22 protein-coding genes and 4 pseudogenes are annotated in these 23,395 nt (G+C 61.8%); 9 read left to right on the top strand and 17 right to left on the bottom strand.

Annotated features, from left to right (window positions below; translation table 11 throughout):
- Nucleotides 1–214: 214 nt before the first annotated feature.
- The 4 genes and pseudogenes from AC0V2S_RS10655 to AC0V2S_RS10640 form a co-directional block, all read right to left on the bottom strand.
- Nucleotides 215–622 (bottom strand): glutathione binding-like protein, encoded by a 408-nt coding sequence (locus AC0V2S_RS10655; protein WP_475509857.1) that lies wholly within the window; start codon nucleotides 620–622, stop codon nucleotides 215–217.
- On the bottom strand, nucleotides 505–954 hold the full coding sequence (locus AC0V2S_RS10650) for a glutathione S-transferase N-terminal domain-containing protein (protein WP_475509709.1): 450 nt from the start codon (nucleotides 952–954) through the stop codon (nucleotides 505–507). Before AC0V2S_RS10650 ends, AC0V2S_RS10655 begins: the two co-directional genes overlap by 118 nt.
- 75 nt (nucleotides 955–1,029) lie before the next feature.
- A pseudogene (locus AC0V2S_RS10645) lies at nucleotides 1,030–1,544 on the bottom strand (LysR substrate-binding domain-containing protein).
- Between the two features lie 72 nt (nucleotides 1,545–1,616).
- Nucleotides 1,617–1,919: a LysR family transcriptional regulator gene (locus tag AC0V2S_RS10640; RefSeq protein ID WP_475509856.1), complete on the bottom strand. Its 303-nt coding sequence runs from the start codon at nucleotides 1,917–1,919 to the stop codon at nucleotides 1,617–1,619.
- Between the two features lie 139 nt (nucleotides 1,920–2,058).
- On the opposite strand from AC0V2S_RS10640, the pseudogene AC0V2S_RS10635 reads away from it, so the two are divergent.
- Nucleotides 2,059–2,501, top strand: a pseudogene (locus AC0V2S_RS10635) (carboxymuconolactone decarboxylase family protein).
- Nucleotides 2,502–2,727: 226 nt separating this feature from the next.
- Nucleotides 2,728–2,931 (top strand): cupin domain-containing protein, encoded by a 204-nt coding sequence (locus AC0V2S_RS10630; RefSeq protein WP_475509708.1) that lies wholly within the window; start codon nucleotides 2,728–2,730, stop codon nucleotides 2,929–2,931.
- Nucleotides 2,932–3,040: 109 nt separating this feature from the next.
- Here AC0V2S_RS10630 and AC0V2S_RS10625 read toward each other — a convergent pair whose 3' ends face one another.
- The 11 genes from AC0V2S_RS10625 to AC0V2S_RS10575 form a co-directional block, all read right to left on the bottom strand.
- The gene (locus AC0V2S_RS10625; RefSeq protein ID WP_475509707.1) at nucleotides 3,041–4,255 is read right to left on the bottom strand and encodes an MFS transporter; all 1,215 of its coding nucleotides are present in this window, start codon (nucleotides 4,253–4,255) and stop codon (nucleotides 3,041–3,043) included.
- An 87-nt stretch (nucleotides 4,256–4,342) separates the two neighbouring features.
- Nucleotides 4,343–5,086, bottom strand: a complete 744-nt coding sequence (locus AC0V2S_RS10620; protein ID WP_475509706.1) for a substrate-binding periplasmic protein — start codon at nucleotides 5,084–5,086, stop codon at nucleotides 4,343–4,345.
- Nucleotides 5,087–5,171: 85 nt separating this feature from the next.
- Complete coding sequence (locus AC0V2S_RS10615) at nucleotides 5,172–6,131, bottom strand: quinone oxidoreductase family protein (RefSeq protein ID WP_475509705.1); 960 nt, start codon at nucleotides 6,129–6,131, stop codon at nucleotides 5,172–5,174.
- A 36-nt stretch (nucleotides 6,132–6,167) separates the two neighbouring features.
- Nucleotides 6,168–6,341, bottom strand: a complete 174-nt coding sequence (locus tag AC0V2S_RS10610; protein WP_475509704.1) for a DUF1427 family protein — start codon at nucleotides 6,339–6,341, stop codon at nucleotides 6,168–6,170.
- Between the two features lie 101 nt (nucleotides 6,342–6,442).
- Nucleotides 6,443–7,207, bottom strand: a complete 765-nt coding sequence (locus tag AC0V2S_RS10605) for an AraC family transcriptional regulator (protein ID WP_475509703.1) — start codon at nucleotides 7,205–7,207, stop codon at nucleotides 6,443–6,445.
- A 3-nt stretch (nucleotides 7,208–7,210) separates the two neighbouring features.
- Entirely contained in the window at nucleotides 7,211–7,822 is a 612-nt protein-coding gene (locus AC0V2S_RS10600; RefSeq protein WP_475509702.1) for a LysE family translocator, read from the bottom strand.
- Nucleotides 7,823–7,864: 42 nt separating this feature from the next.
- On the bottom strand, nucleotides 7,865–8,761 hold the full coding sequence (locus tag AC0V2S_RS10595) for a nucleotidyl transferase AbiEii/AbiGii toxin family protein (RefSeq protein WP_475509701.1): 897 nt from the start codon (nucleotides 8,759–8,761) through the stop codon (nucleotides 7,865–7,867).
- Nucleotides 8,748–9,332, bottom strand: a complete 585-nt coding sequence (gene abiEi, locus AC0V2S_RS10590; protein WP_475509700.1) for a type IV toxin-antitoxin system AbiEi family antitoxin — start codon at nucleotides 9,330–9,332, stop codon at nucleotides 8,748–8,750. Before abiEi ends, AC0V2S_RS10595 begins: the two co-directional genes overlap by 14 nt.
- Before the next feature lie 375 nt (nucleotides 9,333–9,707).
- Complete coding sequence (locus AC0V2S_RS10585) at nucleotides 9,708–10,877, bottom strand: integrase core domain-containing protein (protein ID WP_475508601.1); 1,170 nt, start codon at nucleotides 10,875–10,877, stop codon at nucleotides 9,708–9,710.
- 322 nt (nucleotides 10,878–11,199) lie between these two features.
- Nucleotides 11,200–12,864: an FMN-binding glutamate synthase family protein gene (locus AC0V2S_RS10580; RefSeq protein WP_475509699.1), complete on the bottom strand. Its 1,665-nt coding sequence runs from the start codon at nucleotides 12,862–12,864 to the stop codon at nucleotides 11,200–11,202.
- Nucleotides 12,865–12,955: 91 nt separating this feature from the next.
- A complete protein-coding gene (locus AC0V2S_RS10575) occupies nucleotides 12,956–13,906 on the bottom strand; it encodes a LysR family transcriptional regulator (protein ID WP_475509698.1) in 951 nt (316 codons plus the stop codon).
- A gap of 207 nt (nucleotides 13,907–14,113) precedes the next feature.
- Here AC0V2S_RS10575 and AC0V2S_RS10570 point away from each other — a divergent pair.
- The 5 genes and pseudogenes from AC0V2S_RS10570 (at nucleotide 14,114) to AC0V2S_RS10550 (ending at nucleotide 19,472) form a co-directional block, all read left to right on the top strand.
- Nucleotides 14,114–15,546 (top strand): annotated as a pseudogene (locus tag AC0V2S_RS10570) (efflux transporter outer membrane subunit).
- Nucleotides 15,543–17,699: an FUSC family protein gene (locus tag AC0V2S_RS10565; RefSeq protein WP_475509697.1), complete on the top strand. Its 2,157-nt coding sequence runs from the start codon at nucleotides 15,543–15,545 to the stop codon at nucleotides 17,697–17,699. The pseudogene AC0V2S_RS10570 and the gene AC0V2S_RS10565 overlap by 4 nt, the downstream one beginning before the upstream one ends.
- A complete protein-coding gene (locus AC0V2S_RS10560) occupies nucleotides 17,689–17,889 on the top strand; it encodes a DUF1656 domain-containing protein (RefSeq protein ID WP_475509696.1) in 201 nt (66 codons plus the stop codon). The genes AC0V2S_RS10565 and AC0V2S_RS10560 overlap by 11 nt, the downstream gene beginning before the upstream one ends.
- A 14-nt stretch (nucleotides 17,890–17,903) precedes the next feature.
- Entirely contained in the window at nucleotides 17,904–18,800 is an 897-nt protein-coding gene (locus tag AC0V2S_RS10555; RefSeq protein ID WP_475509695.1) for an efflux RND transporter periplasmic adaptor subunit, read from the top strand.
- A gap of 405 nt (nucleotides 18,801–19,205) precedes the next feature.
- A complete protein-coding gene (locus AC0V2S_RS10550; RefSeq protein WP_475509694.1) occupies nucleotides 19,206–19,472 on the top strand; it encodes a DUF2790 domain-containing protein in 267 nt (88 codons plus the stop codon).
- 49 nt (nucleotides 19,473–19,521) lie between these two features.
- Here AC0V2S_RS10550 and metR read toward each other — a convergent pair.
- Nucleotides 19,522–20,446, bottom strand: a pseudogene (gene metR, locus AC0V2S_RS10545) (transcriptional regulator MetR).
- A 287-nt stretch (nucleotides 20,447–20,733) separates the two neighbouring features.
- On the opposite strand from metR, the gene AC0V2S_RS10540 reads away from it, so the two are divergent.
- Nucleotides 20,734–21,723, top strand: a complete 990-nt coding sequence (locus AC0V2S_RS10540) for an alpha/beta fold hydrolase (protein WP_475509693.1) — start codon at nucleotides 20,734–20,736, stop codon at nucleotides 21,721–21,723.
- 243 nt (nucleotides 21,724–21,966) lie between these two features.
- Nucleotides 21,967–22,872, top strand: coding sequence for an EamA family transporter RarD (gene rarD / locus AC0V2S_RS10535; protein ID WP_475509692.1), 906 nt, complete (start codon nucleotides 21,967–21,969; stop codon nucleotides 22,870–22,872).
- Here the strand turns inward: rarD and AC0V2S_RS10530 are convergent.
- Nucleotides 22,807–23,226 carry an NUDIX hydrolase gene (locus AC0V2S_RS10530; RefSeq protein ID WP_475509691.1) on the bottom strand — a complete coding sequence of 140 codons (420 nt, stop codon included), beginning with the start codon at nucleotides 23,224–23,226 and terminating at the stop codon, nucleotides 22,807–22,809. The genes rarD and AC0V2S_RS10530 overlap by 66 nt on opposite strands.
- Nucleotides 23,227–23,395 lie beyond the last annotated feature (169 nt).

The following is a 23,395-nucleotide window of genomic DNA, read 5'->3' as shown; positions in this document are numbered from 1 at the left end:
GCAGAGCAGATTGATGAGGTGGATATCGAGGCGTTTTTGCAGGTGCCGGCGTAGAGGCACGCTCCCGTTATCATCCACCGTCATTCCCGCCTTCGCGGGATTGACGGTATTTTCCTCCAGTTATCTACGGGCGCGGTCTTCGGCATACCGCCGCATAATCCATTGCCCCGCCGGCCGCGCATGCAGTTCATCGAGAAAGCGCTGCGTCTCCCCATCATGCCCACTGATCTCCGCCCACGGGCGTGCCGGCCGGGGTAAAGATCGGCGCATACAGCGCCGCCGCCGCGATATCGGCCAGGCTCAAACGATCACCCACCAGATAGCGCGCCGGATCATTGCCGGTCAGCTCTTCAATCAGCGCCAAGCCTTCGAGCAACTCCACTCGCGACTTCTCCACCCGCGGCGGCGTCACGCCGTACAGGCGCAGCACGCCACGTTGCAACACCGGCTTCATTGCATCGCGCAGGCCGAACAGCGGGCGATAGGGTTTGAGCATGGCGAGCATCACCGTGCGCCAGTCGCGAATCTGCCCGTACAACCAGCGGCGCACGTGCACGCCCATGCGGTCGAAACGCTCTTCCAGGGCGAGGATGGCGGCGCGCTGTTCGGCGTCGTCGGGCAGCAACGGTTGGTGGGGTACTGCGCTTCCAGGTACAGGGCGATGGCGCTGGAGTCGCCGATTACTTTGGCGCCGTCACGCAGAATCGGCAGCGTATCGATGCCGGCCATGGGGCGGCTCTGCAGGCGGTGCAGGCCAGGGAACAGATCGTCTACTTTGAAATCCAGACCCTTGTGGTCCAGGTGCCAGCGGGTTTTCGCAATAGTGGGAAATCGGAAACTGGTAAAGCGTACGCATGGGCGCCGGCCTGGTTGGGGAAGGGCGGCCAGTGTAGAGGCTGGGTGTGTGACCGCCGAGTCTTGAGGACCCAGCTTTGGTTGGGCAGTTAAAAGCATCGAGGCTGAAACCTCTCCCACCGGTGATCGAGTTTTAGTGGGAGAGGCTTTAGCCTCGATTCCTGGAAACGGCGATCACAACCGCCACAGCGGATCTTCAGCCATGGTGGTCATCGCCCATTCCGTAAACGCCCGCACCCGCGCCGACAGCCGCCGCGCATAGGGATACACCAGGCTCATGGGCATGCTCGCCAACTGCCAGTCAGGCAGCAGTTGCACCAGGTTGCCGCTGGCCAATAACGCTTGCGCCTCGCACAGCGGCACACCCACAAACCCCAGCCCGCCTCGGCGGCGGCCATATACGCACCGCCGCTGTTAAAGCGCATGGCCGGGGTTGCTCCAGCACGAAGCTGTCGTCGCCGCAGCTCAAACGCACCGGGTTTTGCCGGCCGGTGGCGGGGAACACAAACGCGAGATAGCGGTGCTGAGCCAGGTCGGCGGGGGGAGTGAATCGGCGGTTTGCCGTGCAGGTACTCAGGTGCTGCGCAGAGCACAAAGCGCATCTGGCCGATGGGCCGGCACACCAGATCCGGGTCGGTGACGGCGCCGCCGCGAATCGCACAGTCGATGCCTTCCTGCACCAGGTCCACCACGCGCTCGCTGCAACCGAGGTCCAGCTGAATATCCGGGGTACTGCGCGACAAACCCCGGCAACGCCGGTATCAGCAAAAAACGCCCAACCGGCGAGGGCATATCGACCCGCACCTTGCCGCGCGCCACAGTGCGGGTTTGCGACACGCTGGCTTCCAGTTCGTCCATGTCTTCCAGCAACGCCCGCGCTCGTTCGTAGTAGGCGGCGCCGTCTGTGGTGGGGTTACCCGGCGAGTGGTGCGGTGCAGCAGCTTGACCCCGAGCTGAGCCTCCAACGCCTGAATCTGCCCGGACAGCGTGGTTTTTGCCGTGGCCAGGGCCTCGGCGGCGCGGGTAAAGCTGCCCAGTTCTACAATTCTGCAGAACGCACGCATTGCATCCAGTCGGTCGAAGGCCATGATTGTCCGAGTAGTCGTCTAATGTTTCCGATTTTAGCTGATTTATCCGTGCTGGTTGCAGCAATACAGTAAGCCCATGCCCGGCATTCAGCCGGGGCCCATCGAGGAAACTGTTATGAGCAATGCACGTGTCAACTACGCCCAAGTCGCTCCGCACGCCTTCAAAGCCCTGCTGGGTCTGGAAAAAGCCATGGGCGAATCGTCCTTGGAAAAGTCGCTGCATGAGCTGGTGAAAATCCGCGCTTCGCAGCTCAACGGCTGCGCGTACTGCATCGATATGCACTCCGCCGATGCCATCAAACTGGGCGAAACCCCACGGCGCATCTTTGCCCTGTCGGCCTGGCACGAAACCCGTTTTTCAGCGAACGTGAACGCGCGGCCTTGCTGTGGACCGAAACCTTGACGCTGCTGGCCGAGCGCGGCGCCCCGGACGCGATCTACAACGAAGTCGCGGAGCAGTTCAACGAACGCGAACTGGCCGACCTGACCTTCGCCATCGCCACTATCAACGCCTGGAACCGTTTCGGTGTGGGCTTTGCCATGCAGCCGGCGGTGTGAACATGGGCACTTCCATTCGTTTGGCTATTCGTTTGGCACCACTGGCGCTGGCCTTGCTTAGCGGCCTGACCCACGCCCACGGTGGCGGCGCCGGGGATGAAACGGTAACGCCGGTGGCGCAGGCGCAACTGCCGGCCACGGTCGGTTCGGATGCCAAGGCGTTGCGAGTCGAGTTTGCCCCGGGCGCCACCTCGCGCCCGCATACCATCCGGGGCCGGTGTTTGTGGTGGTGGTTTCCGGGGTGGTGGAGTCGCAGCTGGATAACGCCCCGGTGCAGACCTACAAGGCCGGTGACGCCTGGTACGAGGCGCCAGGGCAGGAGCATCGGGTGACGCGCAATCCGAGCAAGAGCCAGCCTGCGGTGTTGGTGGCGTGGTTGCTGTCGGACGGCAAGGCGCCGTTGGTTAAGCCGTTGGATGCCCCAAAATAGACAAAAACTACCGTCGTTCCCGCGCAGGCGGGAATCCAGAATCTTGAGTTGGACGGCATCTGGATCTACCTGAAACTCTGGGCCCCCGCCTGCGCGGGGGCGACGGTTTTTAGGCTGCCGTTTTCGGCTCAAACCGCCAAGCGACGAAAAACACCAATAACCCCGCCAACGCCGTCGCCGCGCCGATATACCCGGTGGACGTCCAGCCATAGCCGGCACTGATCGCCATACCACCCAACCACGGCCCCAATGCATTGGCGAAGTTGAACGCGGCATGGTTGGACGCCGCCGCCAGCGTCTGTGCTTCCTGCGCCACGTCCATCAAATGGGTTTGCAGTGGCGCGCCGAGCGACACCATGGTGCCTACAGCAAACACCGCCGGGAAAATCGTCCAGGCCGACAGCGCAGCGCTGGGGAAAACCACCAGCACCAACGCGCTCCACACCAGCAGCCAGGCCACGGCCTTGAACTGCAATTTATCGAACAGCCAGCCGCCGACCATATTGCCGACGATGCTGCCCAGGCCGAAAGTCGCCAGGGCAAAAGGAATCCAGGCTGTGGATAAGTGGGTTACCTGCAGCAAGGTCGGCGCCATATAGCTGAACACGCAGAACATGCCGGCAAAGCCCACCGAGCTGATGGCCAGGGCCAGCCACACTTGCGGGCGGTTGAAGGCGCGCAGTTCACGCATCGGGTTGCTCTGCGGCTCGCTCTTATCCGTCGGCAGAAACCAGGCAACCATCGCCACGGTAGACAAGGCAATGACGCCGACCAGGCCAAAGGCATAGCGCCAGCTGGCCATTTGGCCCATCCAGGTGGCCAACGGGTTGCCCACCAGAATCGCCACGGTAAGGCCGAGCATCACCCGGCTCACGGCTTTAGCGCGTTTGTGCGGCGGTGCCATCGAGGCGGCCACCAGCATGGCCACGCCGAAGTAGGCGCCATGTGGCAGACCGGCGAAGAAGCGGAACAGCATCATCGAGTGGTAGTCCGGCGACAGCGCCGTGGCGAAGTTGCCGATGGCAAAAATCGCCATCAGCACCAACAGCAAACTGCGCCGCGGCAGCCGCGAGCCGAGGATGGCCAACAGCGGCGCGCCCACTACCACACCCAGGGCGTAGGTGCTGATCACATTGCCCACTTGCGGCTCGGTGATGCCGAGGTCGGCGGCCACGTTGGGCATCAGGCCCATGATCGAGAATTCGCCAGTACCGATGGCAAAACCACCGAGCGCCAAGGCCAGTTCAATCAACAGAATGGCGCGGGCCGACAGGCGCTTGGCCAGCGGCGCAACTTCCGCCGCAGCGGGCAACACTTCAGACATGGGTACAGCCTCAAATCCAAAAACAAAAGAACGGTGAAGCACTTCACCGGCGGGGCAGGGTGACAGAAAACCTGTCAGCAATGGGGTTCAGCGGTACTTGGCCAGTATTTGTTCGAATTCGCCGTCGTTGCTCATTTGTACCAATGCACGCAGCAATTGCATGGTCGGCACGTCGGGTTCGTCACGGACAATGCACGAGGCCAGATCCGACGAGAGTTCTTCCAGGGGCTGCAGTTTAAGGTCTGCTGGCTGGTTGTGGTTAAACCAGTTCAAGGTCAGTTCGCTGCTGACCGCGTAGTTGTTGCGCCCGGCTTCGAGCTTCATCAGGGCCAGTTCCTGGGTGCGCGCGTCGTCGCGTTGCAGGTCGTGGTTGTCGAAGCGCGGTTGCAGTTTTGGGTAGATATAGCCGAGTACGGTGCCGACCAGTTCGCCGTGCAGATTCTCCAGCGTTACGCCACGTTTGGTGCGCGCGACAAGCACATCGCGCTGCGTCATAAACGGCACGCTCCAGATGTACTGGTGGTGAGACTCGGTGAGCCAGGTGGGGTTCACGTAGCAGCGCACGTCAATTTCACCGCGAACCAGCATGGCCTGCACGCGCTTGCGTGGCAGCACCATCATCTCGGCGCGCCGACCGACCTTCTGGGCCAGGCGCATTTGCAGGTCGTAAACGATGCCGCCGGTGGCTTCGCCGTTTTCCACTTTGATCAGCGGCATAGCCCAGCTTTCGATCACGGAAAAACGCAGAGGGCGCTCCTCCGCCGCGCTGTATGCGCAGATCAGCAGAAGGGCGAAAGGCAGAAAACGCATGGCGGTACCGGGTTGAGTCATTCGCCCGGTCGCTGACTTCTAACAGGCCACGAACGGGCGAGGGCTTCCAAATCTAACCACAAAGCCCGCGCCCGTGTCGCCGCGATCAGGGCAGCAGAATAAATTTATCGCCGCTGCCGCCGTTCACCGCCTTGTAACTGGCCACGCCTTCGCTCAGCGGCACTTCGCGCAAGTTACCGGGCAATGGCACCAGGCCCTGATCGAACAAACGGCCAAAGCCATCGAGCATCACCGCGCATTCTTTTGGCGTGTACAACAGGGTATTGACGCCCACCAAGGTGCCGCCGCGACGGTACAACGCCAGAGCCGGAAGCTGCACGTTGCCGTCCACGGGGGCGGCGATGATGGCGATGCGGCCGAAGGTGGCGAGGGCCGGCACGGCCGCCGGCAGCCAGAAACCAGTGGTGTCGAAAATGACTTCGGCGCCGCCTTTGAAGTGCTCTTCCACTTGCGCGGGCAGGGCGGCCGGGTCACCGAGCAGAATGCCGGGCACTCCACGGCTGTTGAGGCTGGCCAGGGCTTCCGGGCGTCGAACCGCGGCCAGCACCTGAGCGCCACGGGCCTTGGCCAGATTCACTGCCGCATCGCCCACCGCGCCATTGGCGCCGATTACCAGCAAGGTGGTGCCGGCTTTGACCAGGGCATTTTCCAGCGCCGCCCATGCCGTGGTGAACGGCACGCCGCAACTGGCCGCCTGGGCAAAACTCAGCGATTGCGGTTTGAGCGCTACGTCGTCAGCGGGCAGGGCGATATGGCTGGCATGGCTGCCGTCGCGGGTAAAGCCCAAGCCTTTGCCGGTGGCCCATACCGCTTGGCCAAGCAGATGGCTCGGGCCTTCAACGACCAACCCGGCGAAATCACGCCCAGGGATACGCGGCACAGTGGTGTACGGGAAACGGCCGAGCACGTTTTTCACATCGCTGGGGTTGATCCCAGCGGCGCGGATTTCCACCAGCACGTCGCCGGGGCCGGCCGTTGGGGTGGGCACTTCAACGTGCTGAAGAGAGTCGAGGTCGCCTTTAACAGTGAATTGCAGCGCGTGCATAAAACGCTCCTTGTGCTGAGAAGTGGAGTAGGGAAATCAGGACAGCCAGTGGCTAACGAGTTGGCGACCGAACGGCAGCAACTGCTCGCCGGCCAACATGCCCAGCAAACCAACCAGGGCAATGGCGGGCGGCGCGGGGGAGCGCACGTCCAACAGGTTATAAATGATGCCGACCAGAAGACCGGCCGCCAGGGAGATGAGGTAGTTCATGCTGAGGCTCCAATCCGGGGAATGGGCTCAGTCTAGCGACCGGAAAACGGTGCTCAGGTCAAAGGCTTCTGTTTATCGGCCAAAATGCGATGGTAGAAGCGTTATGCGAGGTAATCCGACGGCGCCACGCCCAGCTCACGGCGGAACATGTCGCTAAAGCTGCTGGGCCTGTAGCCGAGGTCTGCCGCGATACGGCTAACCGGCGTGCCCTCAATCAAGGCCGCCACGGCGGTGGCCAATTGCACCTGCCGCCGCCATTGGGCAAAGCCCATCCCCAGGCGGTCCTGAAACAACCGCGCCAAAGTGCGCACGCTGGCGCCGGCGGCCGCTGCATGTTGCTCGAACGAGAAGGCCTGGGACGGCGAGGCGATCACCGCCTGACACAGATTGAGCAAACGCCGGTCACTGGCATCCGGCAGCGGCACGCGCAGATGGGAATGCTGCGCGCGCTGCAACTCCAACACGGTCAGCGCGCTGAGGCGTTGGTAGTACTCGGAGTCTTCGGCGCCTTGTTGTTCTACCAGGCCGAGGATCAGTTCGCGCAACAGCGGCCGCACTTCCAGCACCTGGGTGGTGCTCGGCAGGCTGTGGGGTTGGTCGGGGCGCAGGTAGATATTGCGCATCTCCAGCTCCGACACCACACGCACCGCATGGGGCACCTGAGTGGGCAACCACACCGCGCGCAGCGGCGGAACCAACACCGCCTCGCCGGGTGTTTCCACCCACATGATGCCGCTCTGGGCATACAGCAGTTGGCCCCAGTCATGGGCATGGGGCTCGATAAACATGCCGCGTGGGTAGCTGCGAGCCACGGCGCGCAGGGCGGCGCCGGGGCTGTGCAAATCAGGTGGGGCAGCGCGGGCCATGGGTTAGCGCAGAGTCGGCAGGGCGGCGCCCATCAAGGCAAACATGCCGCCGCAGCCCCGGTTAAAGCCTTTGCCGCTGCGCTCCAGCCACGGCCGAATACGATGGGCCAGGCGTGCCAACACGTACTCAACAAAACCCTCGAACAGCACAAAGGTCAGCACCATGATCACAAACTGCAGCCACAGCGCGCGGGTGGGGTCGAGAAACTGCGGCAGAAAGGCGCCGAAAAACAGAATCACCTTGGGATTGGAAATCGCCGAAAGCAGCCCCTGCCGAAACAACGCCGCACCCGACTTGCTCGGCGCCATGCCTTCGGTGCTCAGCTTGATCGGCGGCGCCCGCCACAGCTGGACACCCAGCCACACCAGATAGGCGCCGCCGATCCATTTCAACACCGTCAGGGCATGGGCCGACGCCTGCAGCAACGCGCCGATGCCAAACATCGACAAGGCCATCAGCACCGTAAAACCGAGCATGCCGCCGCTGATGGTGAACAGGGTTTTGCGCTGGCCATACAGCGCGCCATGGCTGAGCGCCAACAAGCCATTGGGGCCGGGCGTAAGCGACAGGCCGACAACGGCGATCAGATAAACGAGCCAGGTGTGCAGTGCCATGGGGAAGTCCTAGCGGGCTAAGGGGCCGAGAATACCCGAGGCTTACATCGGAAAGAATGGTTCGGTCGTGTCGTTGCCGAGTTGGCGCTGCACGGACTGGTTCAGCTCTTGAATATGGCGAACCAGCACGGTCCAGAAGGCCGGCTCGTTTACCGTGCTGGCTACCAGTCGGGTCGGTAGAAAACGGCTCATCTCATGGCGAAAGTCGGCGGCTATTTTCTCGTCGCTGGTCATCCGTTCTGCACGGTCGGCAAAGGCCCCGAGAAAATCTGCCGGGGTGCAGCGATGGTCTGCCAGCTTGCGCGCCAGCAATGACCACTGCGGGATAACCCTTTGCTGGCGCAGCCATAGCAAGTCCCAGAGGTCGCGGTTCTTGATGCGGTTCGGGCGCAGGGCAAAGGCCACGATCTTGTCGATATAGATTTCTTCACGCGCCTCGGCCTGCAGAATCAGGCCACTGGTGCCCATGTCCACACCATACGGATTAAGCAGCATCGAGGCGTGCGGCAGATAACTGGGAATGGCGCAGACATCGATATTGATACGCTGCGCCGGCAGGCTTTTGCTTTGCGGGCGAGTCTGGATTTTCAGCTTCCAGGTATCGACATTGCCCGTCTCTTTGGTCGGCTCGCTGACCGCCACGTCCAGGCCGTATTTGCCTTTGAGCGTATCGACCAGAACCTGCGCCAGCTCCTTCAACTGCTCCCGGCTGAAGTCGGCGCCACCGGCAAAGTCGAGGTCCTCGCTCAGGCGATTGGAGCCGTAGCACGTACGCAAACAGGTGCCGCCGATAAACGTGAGTTTGGCCAACAGGCCAGCGCTGCTCAGGGCCAGCATGATGTCGTGGTGCAGCAACTCCTTCTCCACCACCACGCGCAGCGACGCTAACTCCTCGGTATTGCGTAAAGCTTCATCAACTAGCCGATCAAACAAGTTCATCCGTGCTGCTCCCATCCATCCGATCCGGGGCGACCAAATCCATGCTGCGGCGCGTGGCACGCATATCCCGCAGTGCCTGCTGGGTAGTCGCACGCCACAGCCGGCAGCGGGCATCGTACTGCAGATGTTCAGCCAAATCGGCCGGCTGCTGCCGGGTATGAACGAACTCCAGCGTGCCCCAACGCCCACAATCAATGCAGCTGCTGCGTCCCGACGACATCACCGTGAGCCAACTGATAGGCACCTGGGAAATTGCCCCGTCATCACTCAGCGCCGTCTCCAGGCTGATGTAATTGAAATGACCAGCCCGCAAGCGTGCGGCGGCATGAAACAGCAGCAACCCATCCCGCGGAGCAGCCGGCTCAAACACATACAACCCACGACAAACCCGCCTCAACAGCCCGCTGCTATCGGCACGGCTGAGCAGCGTTTTATAGGCGCCGTCAGAAAGCTCCGGCAGCAAGCCGCGCAGGTCTTCTGGGGTAAATAAATACCGCTCAGCGCTCGCCAGCGCATACAGGCTGTGAAGCAACTGGCGCATCGGTTGGATAGGAGAGGAGGAGAGCAGCATGGTGCGGTGACTCATCACTAAGTTAAGTAATGAGTAACTTAGTGATGAGTGAGCGTGCGTGCAAGGGGCGCAACTCTACGGAAAGTTACAAAAAATGTAACTTTCCGTACAGTGAGAGTGCCTGACCTGCTTTTGCCCTGCTTTTGCCCTGCTTTTGATCTCCGCTTTTGATCTACCCGCCCCTTTAGCGCCAGGCCGAGTGGAGTCGTTGCGCAAGGGGTCGTAGCGGCCGGGAGCCGCGAAGAGGGATGGGGCCATGGATGGCCCTCAGCCCGGCCCCTGGAGCGACGACGGAGGGAGGGGACCCGAAGCGCAGCGCAGGGCCCAGGTAGGGGCAATGTACGAGACAACCACATGGGTAACAAAAGTGTTCAGTCACATGGGTGACACTTTCAAGGATAGATATCCATCCTTCTGCTCCCTTTCGTCCAGCCTACCGATCACTACCGGGCCGAAATGTATGGCCCAAAGATCATCGCCAATTTGCTCCAGCCCAACTAGCTCGTGCTTCAACAGGTGCCCCACATAGATGCGCATGCCGTGCCGATTGATGATTCCGCTGCAGTCGGCACGGTGTGGTTCGACATAGCCAGGATAGGCCGGCTCCGGCAACCGTTCAGGGTATGGGCGTGGCGAACTCTGGTAGTGCGATTTGGGCGTGCTCTGGTTTAGCGCTTCGTGCGGCCGCTGCTCATTGTAGTTGTGACGAAACAGGTCGAACTGCTTTTGCTGCTCTGCCATATGCGCAGAACAGGGGTGAGTGACGGCGCGTTTCAACGTGCGATGCATGCGTTCGTGGCGCCCATTCTGTTCGGGGCGACCAGGTGCTATTCGCTCAGGAATGATGCCCAGCCGTAACCACCAAATGGACAATTGGCTTAGGCCGGTTTTGCCAGCGCTGGCGAAAGGGGTTCCGTTGTCTGTTCTCAGGCGCGAAGGTAATCCGTAGCAGCGAAACAGGTGTTCAAAAGCCGACTGGGTTTCCTTCAATCGCGTGCCAGACATGCCTTCGCAAGCCAGCAGAAAGCGGCTGGCGTGATCCATCACCGTCAACGGATAACACCACTTCCCGTCCTGAGTCAGGAATTGGCCTTTGTAGTCGGCGCTCCAGAGTTCATTAGGTTCGTTGGTGGATTTAAGCGGCTTTGGATAGCTGGGCACCCGCTTACGAAGCCGGCGGGGCGTGACCAACCCCGCCTGCTTAAGGATGGTGTAGATCGTGGTCCGGGAAGGACTCTGCCCAGGGTATCGCTGCTCCACCAGTGCCTGGATCTTCTTCGGTCCCAGCTCAACGGCAGATCGGCGCCTCAGATCGAGGATGTATTCACGAATAACAAAGGGGGTGCACACCTGTTCGCGGCGGCGGCGACTTTGCTCAGCCAACCCCTCCATACCGGCTAGGTTGTAGCGTTCCACCCACTTGTAGCCGGTCTTTCGACTGATGCCGAAGTGCTCGCACAACGCAGTGAAGCTGCTGACCTGCCTGAGGTAGTCAGCAATAAACAACACTTTCTCGTCCATAGGTTTCAGTTCTCGCCACGGCATGGGGCACCCTCCTGAGGAGACCCCACTAGGTTAAAAACTGTTACCCATGTGGTTGAACTGATTTGTTACCTATGTGGGTGAGTCGTACCGGCAAGCCTTTTTGGTTTCTTTTTCGGCGACTGGAAAAAGAAACTCGCGCGTAAGGCGCGAAACAAAAACGCTCAGCACACGCGGTAATGAAGAAGACCAACGATCGCCAAACAATTGCTTTGGGGCAATGCCAAAAGTGAGTCGCGGGTAAGGCGCGAAACAAAAACGCCCAGCACACGCGGTAACGAAGAACACCACGTGCTCTAGAACACGCGTTATGCGCAAAAAAAACCTACGCGCTCTGCACCGTATCCGGCTTAACCGGCGCCACCGGCTCATGATCCGGATCCTCAGGCGCCGCCTCAAAACTATCCGCCCGCGCCATCTTCCACATCCGCTCATAAAACTCGCCGCTGATCTTGCCGCTCAGCAACTCCCCCGGCTTAAGAAACACATGCTCCTGAGCAAACATCTTGATTTCCGTGGTGGAGATCCGCCGCACCAGATGGCGCGCATCCAACTGCTTAGGATGGGAAAGCCCCGCCGCCGCCAGCATCTCGGCCAAGGCCTTCAACGTATTGCGATGAAAACTGAAAACCCGCTGCGCCTTGTCTTCCACCACCAGCGCGCGTTGGCGCAATGGGTCCTGAGTAGCCACCCCAGTCGGGCATTTGTTGGTATGGCAGCTCTGGCTCTGAATGCAGCCAATGGCAAACATAAAGCCGCGCGCCGAGTTGGCCCAGTCGGCGCCGATGGCCAACACGCTGGCGATATCGAACGCACTGACGATCTTGCCGCTGGCGCCCAGCTTGATCTTGTCGCGCAGGTTCAGCCCCACCAGGGTGTTGTGCACAAACAGCAAGCCCTCACGCATTGGCACCCCGATATGGTCGGTGAACTCGACCGGCGCCGCGCCCGTGCCGCCTTCCTTGCCGTCGACGACGATAAAGTCCGGCAAAATGCCCGTCTCCAGCATGGCTTTGGCAATGCCCATAAATTCCCACGGGTGGCCCAGGCAAAACTTCATGCCCACCGGTTTGCCTTGCGACAGCTCGCGCAACTGCGCCACGAATTGCAGCAACTCGATAGGCGTAGAAAACGCGCTATGGCGCGACGGCGACACACAGTCTTCACCCATCGGTACGCCGCGGGTTTCGGAGATTTCCTTGGTCACCTTGTGCTTGGGCAGAATGCCGCCGTGTCCCGGCTTGGCGCCCTGGCTCAGCTTGATTTCAATCATCCGCACCTGCGGGCTCTGCGCCTGTACAGCGAAGCGCTCCGGGTCGAACAGGCCGGTGCTGGTGCGGCAACCAAAGTAGCCGCTGCCCAGTTCCCAGGTCAGGTCGCCGCCGTGTTCGCGGTGGTATTCGCTGATGCTGCCCTCGCCCGTGTCGTGAATAAAATTGCCGAGCTTGGCACCTTTGTTCAGCGCGCGGATGGCGTTGGCGCTGAGCGAGCCAAAGCTCATCGCCGAGATATTGAACAAGGAGGCCGAGTAGGGTTGTTTGCAGGCCGGGCCGCCGATGACCACGCGAAAACTGTCGGGGTCGGTGAGCATGGCCGGGCGCATGGAGTGGCCGATAAATTCGAAGCCGTTCTGGTACACGTCGATAAGGGTGCCGAAAGGTTTATCCGCGCCTTCGTTCTTGGCCCGTGCGTACACCAGGGAGCGTTGCGCTCGGGAGAACGGCAGTTTGTCGCCGTCGGCTTCGAGCAGGTACTGGCGGATTTCCGGGCGGATGCCTTCGACCAGGTAACGGATATTGCCCAGGATCGGATAATTGCGCCGCACCGCGTGCCGGGTTTGCAACAGGTCGCCGATGCCGATCAGGGTCAGCACGCCAGTCAGCAAGGTGAATGGCCACAGCCATTCATGGTGGTAGAACGGCAAACTGGCGAGGGTGAACACAAGGCAAGCGACAAAAAATGCGTAACGGCTAAGCAGCGAAAGGCTCATGCGGGCTCCCTTGGGACGTAGGCGGCAGGGCTCAGCGTAGACGCGCTGGGCGGGTGAGTCGAGCCTCGATGAGGCAGGCGCCACTCTTGCGTTACAACGCCTTCAGCATCCCACTTAATTCTTGCAAGCTGGCTTCATCGGCCTGCAACCGCTCCGGCAACGTATCGCGCAAAAACTCCACCCAGGTGCGGATCTTGGCATCCAGATATTGCCGCGACGGGTACAGGGCAAACACCTTGAGCTGGTACAGCCGATACTGCGGCAGCACGCGCACCAGGCTGCCGTCACGCAGGCCGGCGATGGCCGAGTACACCGGCAACGCGCCTATGCCGATGCCGGCTTTTACCGCCTCGGTCATCGCATCGGCGGTGTTCACCTGAAACACCGAACGGTTGATGGTCACCATTTCGTCGCCGTCCGGGCCTTCGAATTCCCATTTATCCAGGCTCATGGCCGCGTTCACCAAACGCAGGCAGCGATGGTCATGCAGCTCGCCAGGGCGATGGGGAAAACCGTTGTCGGCGATATAGCCAGGTGAGGCGCACAGCACGCTGAAGGTGCTGCCGATGCATTTGGACACCAGCCCGGAGTCCGGCAATTCGCTGGCGATTACCACCGACACGTCGTAACCCTCGTCGAGGATATCCGTGGTGCGGTTGGCCAGGGTCAGGTCGAAATTAACATCGGGGTATTTGCGGTTGTAGGCGGCGATGGCCTTGATTAGGTAGTGCTGACCAATCCCGGTCATCGAATGTACTTTCAGGTTGCCGGCCGGGTGCGCATGGGCATCACCGGCCTCGGCTTCGGCCTCTTCGATATAACCGAGAATCTGCTGGCAACGCAGCAGGTAGCGCTGACCGGCTTCGGTAAGGGCGATACGCCGGGTGGTGCGCTGTAGCAGGCGCGTGCGCAGGTGGGTTTCCAGGGTGGCGACGGAGCGCGACACGTAGGAGGTGGTGAGGTCCATACGTTGTGCGGCGGCGGTAAAGCTGCCGGTTTCGACCACGCACACGAAAGTGCGCATATTGAACAGGATGTCCACCCGGTAAATTCCTCAGAGGCGCCAGCTTGCAGGCTTGGCGGGTGCGCAGTCTGGCAGGAAACCTGCCAAGGATTGTCGCAGTTTAGTACACAATGATTCGCCTAAAACCTCGCTTATCCAGGCCTGCGCCGCCCCCTAGAATCCGCACCCAGTCGGCCATAAGAGCCGGACATTTCTTTAGTCGCCGCCTCCTCAGGATGTCTCGCAGTGCCCCGCATCGATGGGCAATGGCTTCGCCTTGCCAGCTTGTGTCTGTGTTCCATTTCCTTGAGTGCCTGCCTCGACAGCAGCGGTATTCGTCCTTTAAGCCAGGCACCTGCGCCGGTTGATCCGGCGTCCGTGGATATCGCCTGGCCGAGCGAGCAGTGGTGGCAGGCCTACCGTGATCCGCAACTGAATGCGTGGATGACCCAGGCACTGGCCGCCAACCCCAGCCTGAAAATGGCCGCCGCCCGCGTGCGCCAGGCCCAGGCCATGGCCGGTATAGCCGAAGCCGACGAGGCGCCGCAGGTGAACTACGGCGCAGAGATGCAACGCAAGCGCTGGCCCGACGACGGCTTTTACGGCCCCGGCACCCTCGGCCGCACCACCAGCTGGAACAACACCCAGGGTTTGAGCCTGAGCTACGACCTCGACCTGTGGGGCCGCGAACGCAGTAAGCGGTTGCAGGCGCTGAACCTGGCGCAGGTGGCCGCTACCGATGAACGTGCTGCCGCGTTGGAGCTGCAAGGCAATGTGCTACGCGCCTATGTCGGCCTGGCCTTGCGCTTTGCCGAACGGGATATCGCCGAATCGGCAGTGGCGCAGCAGCAACAGTTGGTCAGCCTGGCGCAGCGCCGTTTGCAGGCAGGCCTGGGCACCCGATACGAACTCAGCCAGCGCAGACGCCGTTGCCGGAAACCCAGCGGCAACTGGATCTGGCCGAAGAAGCCATCGCCCTCAGTCGCCATCAATTGGCGGCGTTGGCTGGGCAACCGCCGAGCGCCGGTGAGCGGTTGCAGCGCCCGCATTTGCAACTGAGCGACGTACCGACCTTGCCCCACAGCCTGCCGCTGGCGTTGCTGGGTCGCCGGCCGGATATCGTTGCCCGGCGTTGGCAAGTGGCGGCCGAGGCGCAAGGTATTGAAGCGGCCAAGGCCGAGTTTTATCCCGATATCGACCTGCTCGGCAGCCTGGGTTCGGCGGCGGTGCAGGGCGGGGGCCTGAATTTTCTGCGCTACGACAAACTCACCTACGGCCTCGGCCCGGCGCTGACCTTGCCGATATTCGACGGCGGCCGTCTGCGGGCCCAATTGGGTGAGCGCACGGCCCGCTACGACCTGGCCGTCGAGCACTACAACCAGACTGTGATTGCTGCTTTACGCAGCGTGGCCGATGTTTTGACGCGCCTGCATTCGCTGGATGAACAACAACACTTCGTTGCTCATTCCCTGACCTTGGCGCAAACCAATCGGCAGTTGGCCGAGGTGGCGCATCAACGTGGGCTCACCGATTTTCGCGCGGTGCTGCAGTCGCAAACCGAGGTGTTCCAACAGCAGCGTTTGCAGCAACAGGTGCTGGCCGCGCAACTCAGTAACCAGGCGCAGTTATGGGTCGCCCTCGGTGGCGGTGTGTTGAGTGCCAACGAGGTCTCGCCATGAGCACGTTAACCCTGCAACCGCTACGCGCGACCCTGGCCGACTGGGGTCGCAGCGAAGGCCTGACCTGGGTGTTTGTGGCCAAGGCATTGATCACGGCATTTCTCGCCCTATGGTTGGCGTATCGCCTGCAATTGCCGCAGCCGAGCACGGTGCTGGTGACCGTCTTTATCATCATGCAGCCGCAGAGCGGGCAGGTGCTGGCCAAGAGTTTCTATCGGTTGATCGGCACCTTTTTCGGCCTGGCGATGATGGTGCTGCTCATCGCGTTGTTCGCTCAGGAGCGCGTGCTGTTTCTGCTGAGCCTGGCGCTATGGATTGGCCTGTGCACGGCGGGCGCCACTCGCTACCGCGATTTTCGCGGTTACGCCTGTGTGCTGGCCGGCTACACCGCCGCGATGATCGGCCTGCCGGCCACCTTGCACCCCGAAGGCGCCTTTATGGCCGCGTTGTGGCGGGTGCTGGAAATCAGCCTGGGCATCCTCTGTACCGGTGTAGTCAACGGCTTGCTGCTGCCACAAACCAGCAGCCGTTCGTTGCGAAGCACTCTGGCCGTGCGCTTTCGCGACTTTGCCGGGTTTGCCTGGGAAGGCCTGGCCGGCGAACTGCCGCCGGCGCGTTTCGAGCAACTGAATGCGCGTTTTGCCGCCGAAGCGGTAGGCCTGGAAAACCTGCGCAATGCCAGCGCCTTTGAAGACCCGCATATCCGCCTGCGCAGCGGCCGGCTGGCGCGGCTGAACAACGAATTTATGCTGCTCTCCACGCGCTTTCACGCGCTCTATCAATTGCTGCGCCGCTTGCAGGTGGCGGGCGAGCAGGGCGTTGTCGACGCCTTGCAGCCGTGCCTGGCGGAAGTGGCCGCTGTGCTGGCGCCGTTGCGCACCCGGCTGTGCAGCGACGCCGAAGCGGTGCAACTGGCCGAGCGCCTGGAGGCCTGCAAGCTGGAGCTGATGGAGCAGATTCGCCGCGCCCGCTTGCAGCTGAATATGCAGCAGCCCAACGAAGCGCAGATGCTCGACTTCAACACCGCCGCCGAGCTGCTTTTCCGCTTTGCCGACGACTTGCATAGCTACGCGCTGACCCACGCGTCCTTGCTCGACCATCACCATGTGCGCGAGCAATTCACCGGTGCCTTCACGCCGCGCGCCAACGGCATGGCCGCCGTCGTTGCAGGCATGCGCGGCTCGCTGTTGATGCTCACACTGAGCGCCTTCTGGCTGGCCACCGCCTGGCCCAGCGGCACCACGCTGGTGATGACGGCCGGCATGATTACCGGGCTGGTGTCGGCCGGCGCCAACCCCAAGCGCCTGGCCGGTCAGCTGTTTGTCGGTGCCTGCGGCGGCGCGGTACTGGGTTTTATCCTGCTGTTTTTTGTGCTGCCCAAGCTCGATGGGTTTGCCTTGCTGTGCTGCGCCCTGACGCCGGTGTTTGCCCTGGGTGCCGCGTTGCTTACCCGGCCGCAATGGGCCGGGATTGGTACCGGGTTACTGGTGTGGTTTTGCATGCTGTCGCTGCCGGCAAACCTGACCCTCTATAACCCCTACGGCTTTATCAACGAGTACCTCGCTGCGCTGCTGTCGATGGCCATGGCGACCTTGGCCACGGCGTTGATTTTGCCGCCCAATCGGCCGTGGTTATGGCGCCGGCTGGAGCATGACTTGCGCATGCGCGTGGTGTTTGCCGTCAGCGGCAAACTCAAAGGGCTGGTGGCCGGTTTTGAAAGCGGCACGCGTGACTTGCTGAACCAGGCCCACGGCTTTTCCACCGGCCGCCCGGACGTGCAACGCCAGCTGCTGCGCTGGATGTTTCTGGTGCAGGAAGTGGGGCATGCGGTGATCGAGTTACGTCAGGAACAGGCGGCCCTTCCGGCCCAACCCTGCTATGGCGAAAACACCCGTTGGCGGCGGGCCATTCGGGTGATGGGCAGGGCGCTGATTCGTCTGTTTGTGCGCCCCACCGAGCCGCATCGGCAACGCGCGTTAAATGCCGTCGAGCAGGCCATCGCCGCCGTACGTGCCACTCCTGAACCGCGCGCACCGCAGTTCGACACCTCGCCGCTGCGCCGGGTGCTCAGCTACCTGCACTTTATCCGCAGCGCTTTGCTCGACCCCGAGTCGCCGCTGGCGCCGCCTGCCGGAGCCGTCCATGCCCCGTGAAGTGCAAGTACTCGGCGTGTATATGCCCAGCCTGACCCTGCTGTTTCTACTGTGCGTGTTGCTTGGCTGGGGCCTGGATCGGCTGCTGGCCTGGTTCGGCGTATATCGCCATGCCTGGCACCCGACCTTGCTGCGCGTCAGCCTGTTTATTTGCCTGTATGGCGCGTTGGCGCTGTGCATTTATCGTTGAGCCGAGAGCCCACCATGTCCGCGAAAAAAGTCATCAGCGTGTTGGTCAGCCTGCTGGTGTTTGCCCTGGCGTTGTTTGTGCTGCGCACCCTCTGGACCCACTACATGGATGCGCCCTGGACCCGCGACGGCCGGGTGCGCGCCGATGTCATCAATATTGCGGCCGACGTCGGCGGCCTGGTGGAAGAGGTGGCGGTCGCCGATAACCAGACGGTGAAAAAGGGCGACCTGTTGCTGCGTATCGACCCCGAGCATTTTCAGTTGGCAGTGCAGCAGGCCGAAGCCGAGGTGGCGGCACGTAAGGCGGCGTTGCGTCGGCGTAAAGACAACTCCCAGCGCCGCGCCGATATGGATGAGCAAGTGGTCTCCCGCGAAAGCCGCGACGACGCCAGCCATTTGGCCGACGTCGCCCAGGCTGATTTGCAAAAAGCCCTGGCCCATCTGGATGCCGCGCGCCTGGACCTGAAACGCACTGAAGTACGTGCGCCGGTTGACGGCTATATCACCAACCTCAACGTCTACCGCGGCGACTTCGCCCAGCGCGGCCAGGCCACCATGGCGCTGGTGGACAGCCATTCGTTTTATATCAACGGCTACTTCGAAGAGACACGGTTGCCGCTGATCAAGGTCGGCGATCCGGCCGAGATGCGCATGATGAGCGGCGCGCGGTTGCAGGGGCATGTGGACAGCATTTCGCGCGGCATCTACGACCGCGATAACCCGCAGAGCCATGAGCTGACGGCGGATGTGAATCCGACCTTTAACTGGGTGCGGCTGGCGCAACGGGTGCCGGTGCGGATTCGCATTGATAGCGTGCCGGATGGGTTGCTGTTGGCGGCGGGGATGACGTGCACGGTGGTGATTGATCCGGATGGCAATGATGGGAATGAGCTGTTGTTAAAGTTTGAGTGAGCGACACGGTCGTTCCCCGTTCACCGTCGTTCCCGCGCAGGCGGGAATCCAGAATCTCACGCCTACCCAACACCCCGTCCCCATCAAAATTCTGGATCCCCGCCTGCGCGGGGATGACGGAGGTTTGTTCCGTTTTGTCGTCCGTCTTCTGCGCCGCGATTATTGCGATTCCAGTCAACAGTCCTTAGCCATCTTCGCGCTTAAACCCCACCGCCCCAAAACCTAAAATAACCCCGCCCCCACGCAGGGGCACATGCTCGGAAAGGCATGGTTTTACCGCCGCTTTCCATAAGATTTCGGCGGGCTCCAGTCACACCCAGGCAAGAAACTCGGCTGGCAAATTTTCCACGAAAAAAGGCGCCAGCCGACTACTCCCCGATGTACGACCTAACAGGTAAACACCTCATGAAAGCTCTAGTTTTACTGGCGTTGGCGGGCTACGCCTGCGCGTCTCTGGCCGGCGAGTTGCCACAGGGCAGCGATAGCCAGGAGCAACCGGCAGTCGAGCAATATGCCTATGGCATGGAGTTGGATGTGGCGCGGGTCATTTCCATTTCCAGCGACAACCACGAATGCGCCGTCGGCCCGGCGTGGATGACCTTTGAAGACCATCAAGGCCTGCGCCATACCGTTGAGTATCGGCAGATGGGCGATGGGTGCTCGAACGGCTAATTGCTCGCAGTCAGCAAGCCCTCGCCAACAGCGGTGAGGGCAAACGACTTCACTTTTCCTTCGCCGCGCTCACACCTTCCAGGGTGGAGAACGAGGTGTCTTTGGCGGTCAGCAAGAAGTCGCGCATAAACGGCGCGTCGAGCATGTCGGTGCGAATGCCGGCGTACAGCGTGGCGAACAAGCCCTTGTCGCCCAGCCGCTTGGCCGTCACGTAACCGCGCGAGCTGTATTCATGCAGCGCCCAGTTGGGTAACCCACACACGCCACGGCCGCTGGCCACCAGCTGCATCATCATCACCGTCAGTTCCGAGGTTCGCACCTGCGCGGGCTCGATATCGGCGGGCTCCAGAAAGCGGGTGAAGATATCCAGGCGGTCACGTTCCACCGGGTAAGTGATCAGGGTTTCCTTGGCCAGGTCGCCGGGCACGATATAAGGCTTTTTCGCCAAGTCGTGCTGGTTCGCCACGGCGAGCATCGCCTCGTAGGTGAACAGCGGCACGTAGGTGATGCCCGAGAGGTCGATGGGGTCGGACGTCACCACCAGATCCAGATCGCCGCGGGCCAGTGCCGGCAATGGGGCGAAGGAAAAAACCCGAGGCCAGGTCCAGTTCCACTTCCGGCCAGGCGTCGCGGAATTGGTCGATGGTGGGCATCAGCCACTGAAAGCAGCTGTGGCATTCGATGGCCATATGCAAACGCCCGGCGGTGCCGCCGACCAGACGCGCCATATCCCGCTCGGCCGCGCGCAGTTGGGGCAGCAGCGAGTCGGCCAGTTGCAGCAGGCGCAGACCGGCGCTGGTAAAGCGCACAGGTTTGGTTTTGCGCACGAAGAGCTGCATGCCCAGGCGTTCCTCCAGTTCCTTGAATTGGTGGGATAGGGCGGATTGAGTGAGGTGCAGGCGCTCGGCGGCGTCCACCAGGCTGTCGGTTTCGCGCAGCGCATGCAGGGTTTTGAGGTGGCGCAGTTCCAACATGGTGGGGCTCTCGACTCAGGGTGTTGGGGGAACATGGGCGAAATTAACGTGAATTAAATTGTCGTTCAAATGTTTTTTGTTGAGTGTGTTTCATGTGGGTGCGGCTTTTCCAGGAATCGAGGCCAAAGCCTCTCCTACAGCGTGATGAGATCGACACAAGGTTTAACAGGATCAAGTCACGACCGTTCGGCGCCCTTCATCAAATTGTCACGGTTGTGTGGCAGCGCGCTCCTACAAGTGTCAGCACAATCCGGCCTTACTGGGGTTTTGCGTGTTGGTGTTTTCTTATGCGTGCGTTTCTTTTCTGGGCCGCCTTGTGGTGTGCCTTGCCGTCTTTTGCGGCCTCGCGGTGCGATGTCAATGTTCCGACTCAACGGGCTGATCTGGGCGAGGTGAACCTTGCGTACCAGAGCATCGGCCGTGAGTCCGACCCGGCCTTGCTGCTGGTGATGGGCCTGGGTGGGCAGCTGATTCATTGGCCGGATGAGGTGGTGGTCGCCCTCTGTCAGCAAGGCTTTCGGGTGATTCGTTACGACAACCGCGACGTCGGCCTGTCCACCTGGGCGCAGGCGCCGGAGTCGGCCAACCTCACCTATGAAGTGCTGCGCTACAAGCTCGGGTTTTCCGTCGCGGCGCCATACAGCCTCACTGACATGGCTCAGGATGCCTTGGGTTTGATGGACAACCTGCATGTGTCGCGCTTCCACGTATTGGGCGCGAGCATGGGCGGCATGATCGCGCAGCACATGGCCGACATGGCGCCCGACCGCGTCGCCAGCCTGACCCTGATAATGACCAGCTCCGGCGCCCAGGGCCTGCCGGAACCCAAGCCGGCATTGCTGGCGTTGTTGGCCCGCCGCGAAGCACCGAACCGCGAAGTGGCTATCGAGCAACAAGCCGATTTGCTCGCCGCGCTGGGCAGCCCGACCGTGCATGACGACCGCGCGCTGCTCAAAGAACAGGCCGCCGTCGCCTATGACCGCGCCTTCAATCCCGCCGGTGTGCAACGGCAGATTCTCGCCATTCTCGCCGAGCCTAGCCGCGTGGCCTTGCTCGACCGCCTGCGGGTGCCGACGCTGGTGGTGCATGGCACGGCCGACCCGTTGCTGCCGGTGATGCATGGCGTGCACGTGGCGGCGCATATCAAAGGCGCGCAGCTGAAGTTGATTCCGGGCCTGGCCCACCGGTTCCAGGAGGCGTTCAAGGCGCCGTTGCTCGCGGCGGTGTTGCCGTATCTGGCGGAGCATCGGCAGCCGGTGGGGTTAGCGCAGCTGTAGGTTGGGCTGAGCCAAAGGCGAAGCCCAACGATACAAATCCTTTTGCCCCAGCACCGATATCGACCCGAACAGTTCGGGTTTATCAAACAGAACTGTTCGGTTTTCAAAGGTCCCGTGTGACATCGGCGGTGGGGCCTGAGCCCTTGTATCGTTGGGCTTCGCTGCGCTCAACCCAACCTACCCCGCGACACGAGACCGGCAACCGCGCTATGGTCGCCGGCTATTTTTCGCCTGAGGTGGAGCATGAAGCTGTCCGGTCGCGGGGTGGCATTGTCGGTGACGGCGTCGTTGCTGTTCGCCTTTATGCCCGGCTATGTAAAGCAGCTGGCGCCGCTCGACGGTGTGCAGATCTTTGCCCAGCGCGTGCTCTGGTCCATTCCCATGGTGTTGCTGCTGGTCGCGTTGTCGCGGCAATGGGGTCTGCTGTTCGGAGTGTTGCAGCGCCTGCGCCGCGAGCCGTTGCTGGTGCTCGCCCTGCCGGTGGCGGCAGCCTTGATCGGCATTCAGTGGGGGCTATTTCTCTGGGCGCCGCTGCAGGGAATGATGCTGGACATCACCCTGGGCTACTTCCTGCTGCCGCTGACCATGGTGCTGGTCGGCCGGGTGTTTTATCAGGAACGCTTGAGCCCCTTGCAGGGCATCGCCGTCGGCCTGGCGCTGTTAGGCGTGTTGCATGAACTGTGGCTGACCCGCGCGTTTTCCTGGGCGACGCTGGTGACGGCGCTGGGCTATCCGCCGTATTTCATGCTGCGCCGCTGGATGCGCCTGGACTCGCTGTCCGGTTTTATTCTGGAAATGTTGATGCTCGCGCCGCTGGCGATCTGGCTGATCCACGTTTACGGCCCGGCCGATCTGTTCACCCAGGCGCCGCATATGTGGTGGCTGCTGCCGGGCATCGGCCTGCTGGGCACCTTGGCCTTTGCGGCGATGATGGCGTCCAGCCGGCTCTTGCCGCTCGGCGTATTCGGCATTCTCAGTTATGTGGAGCCGGCGCTGCTGTTTGCGGTGGCGGTGCTGTTTCTCGGCGAAACGTTCAACCCGGCGCAGCTGTGGACCTATATCCCTATCTGGCTGGCGATTGTATTAACCGGCTGGGACAGCATTCACGTGTTGCGCAAGCAGGCGCGGCAACACGTGCAACCGCAGTAGCGGCGCCAGGTCGTCGCGCGCGGGCGCCTGCAGGTCGAGCCAGGCCAGCTCTTCCAGTTCGGCGGCTGCGGCTACGGGCTGGTTGATGGCAGCAACAAAGATGTCGGCGTCTATCCAGGTTTCGGGCTCATTGGCCGCTGGTGCGTGGAAGTGGCCGAGCACGTCGAAGACCTCGGCCGGCAGCGTCAGGTTTAACTCTTCAAGCAATTCACGCTGCAAGGTGGCCAGCGCCGTTTCGCCCGGTTCGCGTTTGCCCCCGGGCAGCATAAAGGCCTGGGTGCCGCGTTTACGTACCAGCAGCAGGCGGCCCTGAGGGTCCATCAGGCACGCGGCGGCGATGGTCAGAACGGTCATAAAAACTCCTCAAGGCCACTTTTTTCCGGCCGCAAGAATGCCACCTCAACGCCATTTTGCAATGCCGCAGCGCGCGCCTACGGTCGATAGCCTGCACAGACTGCGGGCGTTCCGGGGCAACAACCGGTAACCTATGCGGCTGTTTAGTGATCTTCGCCGAGGTAGCCCC

The sequence above is a fragment of the Pseudomonas sp. CC11G genome, from assembly GCF_056174845.1.
The sequence above is the reverse complement of the archived record's forward strand: the minus strand, read 5'-3'. Positions and strand labels throughout refer to the sequence as shown.